The sequence below is a fragment of the Kitasatospora sp. NPDC056531 genome, assembly GCF_042794375.1.
GTDB lineage: Bacteria > Actinomycetota > Actinomycetes > Streptomycetales > Streptomycetaceae > Kitasatospora.
Genome location: NZ_JBHTTU010000195.1, coordinates 1 through 4,170, shown reverse-complemented (window position 1 = coordinate 4,170; position 4,170 = coordinate 1). Strand labels below are relative to the sequence as shown.

Annotated in this window: 4 protein-coding genes; 2 read left to right on the top strand and 2 right to left on the bottom strand. The window is 70.1% G+C overall.

What is annotated here, in order from left to right; translation table 11 throughout:
- Positions 1–825 precede the first annotated feature (825 nt).
- Complete coding sequence (locus ACFQ87_RS43970; RefSeq protein WP_380616665.1) at positions 826–1,731, bottom strand: NADP-dependent oxidoreductase; 906 nt, start codon at positions 1,729–1,731, stop codon at positions 826–828.
- 84 nt (positions 1,732–1,815) lie between these two features.
- Entirely contained in the window at positions 1,816–2,895 is a 1,080-nt protein-coding gene (locus ACFQ87_RS43965; RefSeq protein WP_380616664.1) for an alkene reductase, read from the bottom strand.
- A gap of 267 nt (positions 2,896–3,162) precedes the next feature.
- On the opposite strand from ACFQ87_RS43965, the gene ACFQ87_RS43960 reads away from it, so the two are divergent.
- Together ACFQ87_RS43960 and ACFQ87_RS43955 are read left to right on the top strand one after the other, a co-directional pair.
- Positions 3,163–3,696, top strand: a complete 534-nt coding sequence (locus ACFQ87_RS43960; RefSeq protein WP_380616667.1) for a MarR family winged helix-turn-helix transcriptional regulator — start codon at positions 3,163–3,165, stop codon at positions 3,694–3,696.
- Positions 3,693–4,103, top strand: coding sequence for a TMEM175 family protein (locus ACFQ87_RS43955; protein WP_380616663.1), 411 nt, complete (start codon positions 3,693–3,695; stop codon positions 4,101–4,103). The genes ACFQ87_RS43960 and ACFQ87_RS43955 overlap by 4 nt, the downstream gene beginning before the upstream one ends.
- Positions 4,104–4,170 lie beyond the last annotated feature (67 nt).

Genomic DNA, 4,170 nt, shown 5'->3' with positions numbered 1-4,170 from the left:
AACCCCCTCCCTGCCGCTCCCCCCGCCTCAGCGGCGGGAACGGACCCGACAAGTCCCCCCCCCCCCCGCTGCCCCCCCCCCTTTTCCGCCCCCCCCCCGGCTCGGGCCAAGGCCTGGGGATTCGGGCCGATCCGCCGACTACGCCACCTCGTCCGACGACACCGGGTCGTCGATGTGCTTGAGATGGGAACGGGCGGTGACATGATCCTCACCCGACAGCTTCGCCCAGTATTTGTCGGCCCACACGAGAACGGTTCGTTCGGTAGTTTCCGACATAGGCTCGTCGGCGGGGCGCGAGTCCCGTCAAACACCCTTTCAGGGCGTGTCCCCGGTGGGCGTATTGAACTGCCCCATGTCGACGGCTTGCGTGGAATCGGTCTTGGCGCCTACCGCCATGTACACGCCCAGGTCGGCTCGCACGCCGAGGCGCGTGAACGTCTCCTGCGGATCAAACTTGGTTGCCTGGAGGTGCGCGCCGACGGCGGCGTTGGCGCGGTCGATGTGCGCCTGGCTCTCCCACTCCGCGTAGTGAGGACGTTGAATTCCCCGGGGCCGGAGACCTGCTCGAGGCACACTGCGCTGACAAGCCCCTGCTGATTGCGCAGCACCGTGATCAGTGCGTTCAGGCGGGCGGCGATCTCGTCCCGTGCGGCGGCGGGAACGACGTACTTGTCGACCCGATAGATGTGCTGGTTCGCTGAATTCTCATTCATGGGATTCTCCTTCGTGAGGACCTCCTTGCCCCGGAGGCTGCTTTCCGGCGGCCGGGTCTGCGCCTGCGGGTCGTCCGGGACCTTCGGCGACGCGAGGTGACGGCTTCGGGGGTCAGGGCAGCAGGACGGCCTTGCCGTGGTTGCGGTGGGCCTCGAGGTCGGCGTGGGCCTGCGCGGCCTCGGCCAGGGGGTAGGTGCGCCAGATCGGCAGGGTGAGTTTGCCGGTGGCGGCCAGCTGCACCAGCTCCGGCAGGGATTGGCCGCCCTGGGCGGCGTTGCCGATGCTGAAGCGGACGCCGTGCTGCTGGGCGGACATGTCGGCGATGGTGATGACCTTGCCCGCGTCGCCGGTCAGGGTGACGGAGTCGGCGAGCAGGCTGGCGCCGGAGGCGTCGAAGGCGTAGTCGACTCCCTGGGGTGCGGCGGCCTTCACTCGCTCTGCCCAGCCGTCGCCGTAGGGGACGGCGGTGGCTCCGAGGGCGGTGGCGCGTTCGATGTCCTGCTCGGCGACGGTTCCGATGACGGTGATGCCGCGGGCGGCGGCCAGCTGTACGGCGATGGCGCCCACGCTGCCGGCGGCGCCGTGGATGAGCAGGGTCTGTCCCGGCTGCACGCCGAGCTGTCCGAGGACCCGGGAGGCGGCCTCGCCGACGGAGACCAGCGAGGCGGCGACCTCCCAGGAGAGGGTCTCGGGCTTGGCCACCGGCTGATCGAGCAGGGCGTACTCGCTGTAGCTGCCGCCGGCGGTGGCGCCGAGGACCTCGTCGCCCACGGACGCGTCGACTCCCTCGCCGACCGCGTCGACGACGCCGGCGGCGTCCAGGCCGGGGACCACGGGGAAGTGGGCGGGGAAGGTGCCGGCCATCAGGCCGGATCGGATCTTCAGGTCGAGGGGGTTCACGGAGGCGGCCCGCACCCGGATCCGGACCTGGCCGGGGCCGGGCTCGGGGGTGGTGACCTCGGACAGGTGGAGCACCTCGGGCGCGCCGTACTCGGAGAAGGTGATCGCTTTGGACATCAGGAATTCCCAGGTGGAGAGGGGTGGAGAAGGGAACCGCACACGCTCTGGCTCACTGTGCGGCCACGAAGACGGCCTCGCAGCTCAGGCCGTGAGGGCGGGGTAGTCGGTGTAGCCGCGGTGGTCGCCGCCGTAGAAGGTGGCCCGGTCCGCCGTGTTGTAGGGACCGCCGGCCGCCAGGCGGGCCGGCAGGTCGGGGTTGGCCAGGAACAGCGTGCCGAAGGCGATCATGTCCGCGGTGCCGTCCTCGACCAGGCCGAGAGCATCGTGACCGGTGGGCTCGGGGTGGGTGAACGGGTTGAGGACGAACACGCCGGGCCAGTTCTTGCGCAGGCGGCCGGTCAGCTCGCGGTCGGGGCCTTCGAGCACGTGCAGGTAGGCCAGGCCCAGCGGGGCGAGACCGGCCAGCAGGCCGGCGTAGGTCTCCTCCAGGTCGGCCGGGTCCGTCTCGGCGATGTCGTTCAGGGGGTTGCCGGGGGAGATCCGGAAGCCGGTGCGGTGGCCGCCGATCGCCTCCGCGACCGCGGTGGCGACCTCGATGCCGAACCGCGCCCGGCCCGCCGCGTCGCCGCCCCACCCATCGGTGCGCAGGTTGCTGTTGGGGGCGAGGAACTGGTGGATCAGGTAGCCGTTCGCCCCGTGGATCTCGACCCCGTCGAAGCCGGCGGCGATCGCGCCCCGCGCCGCCGCGACGAAGTCGGCGATCGTCCGGACGAGCTCGTCCTGGTCGAGCTCCTTGGGCGTGACGAAGTCCTTCGGGCCCTGGTGGGTGAACACCTTGCCCTTCGCCGCGACGGCGGAGGGGCCCACCGGGACCAGGCCCTCGGGCAGCAGGCTGGGGTGGCCGATCCGGCCGGTGTGCATCAGCTGCGCGAAGATCACACCGCCCTCGCGGTGCACCGCGTCGGTCACCCGCCGCCACGCCGCCACCTGCCCGGGCGTGTGCAGGCCGGGGGTGTCCGGGTAGCCCTGCCCGACCGGCGAGGGCTGGATGCCCTCGGTGACGATCAGCCCGGCACTGGCGCGCTGCGCGTAGTACGTCGCCATCAGCTCCGTCGGCTCCGCGCCGGGCCCGAACGCGCGGCTGCGGGTCATCGGCGCCATCGCGACGCGGCTGGCCAGGCGCTTGCCGCCCAGAACGATCGGCTCGAAAGCAGTGGTCATGATCATTTCCTAGGTCGGGAGAGGGGAGGCCGCCCGGTTGGGCGGTTCTCCATCGGTGTGCGGTGTCCGACTGCACCGAAGTTACCTGTCCGAACAAGTAAAACGCCAAGAACCCTTCCCTCATCTCCAGGTGAGCTGCGCCACATGCCGGGTTCTCATGCAGACAGCTGGCCGTCCGCATTGGGTGCCGCATGGCGGAAGGGGCGGCTATCCTGATTGCTGTCCGGCCAGTGTTCGGCCGAGAAATCCGGGAAAGGGACGGTACTGATGAGCCGGGCGACACACCGGGACACGCAAAACCAGCCGCTCGAAGCGGCGCCACCCACCTCCACCGTGACGGTGCCGGCCTCCGCCCAGGCGGGGCCCGTCAGTCACGCGATCTTCCGCGTGGCCCGCCTGCACCGCATGATCGCCGGACAGCTCCTGCGCCGCGTCGGCCTCCACACCGGCCAGGAACTCGTCATGATGCACCTGTGGGAACTCGGCCCCCAGCGGCAGACAGACCTCGTGCGCCTGCTCGACTCCGACGCCGCCACCATGACCCGGAGCATCAAACGACTCGAGAACGCCGGCTTCGTCCGCCGCCGCCCCTGCCCCGACGACAAACGCGCCGTCATCATCGAACCCACCACCGCCAGCCAAGCACTGCGGCGGGAGGTCGAACGCCTCTGGGCCGAACTCGAAGACGCCACGACCGGCGACCTCGCCCCCGACCAGCAGGCCGAGGCCCTGGACATCCTGCGCCGCGTCGAGGACAGCCTCGCCCGCACCGCCGCACACACGTGCAGGACGGGGGCATGAACGAATCCGGCCGCGTGGAGGCCTTCAGCGACGGCGTCTTCGCCATCGCGATCACCTTGCTCATCCTGGACATCAAGGTCCCGAAAGTCGGCGAAAACGGAAGTCTGTGGCAGGCGTTGGGCCAGCAGTGGCCCTCCTACGCCGCCTACGTGGTGAGCTTCCTGGTCATCGGGATCATGTGGGTCAACCACCACCAGGTGTTCAGTTATGTCGCCCGCGTCGACCGCCCCCTGATGTTCCTCAACCTGCTGATGCTGATGGTCGTCGCCGCGGTGCCCTGGCCCACGGCGATGCTCGCCGAGTACCTGCGCGAGGACCGCGCCTCGCACACGGCCGCCGCCATCTACAGCCTGGTCATGGTGGCGATCGCGTTCGCCTTCTGTGCGACATCCCGTGAGTTCCCCTGAGCCCTGCTGAGTCCTTGCCCTCGTGGCCAGGATGTTCGGTCTCCTTGGAGTGTTCGTCGATCCGGTG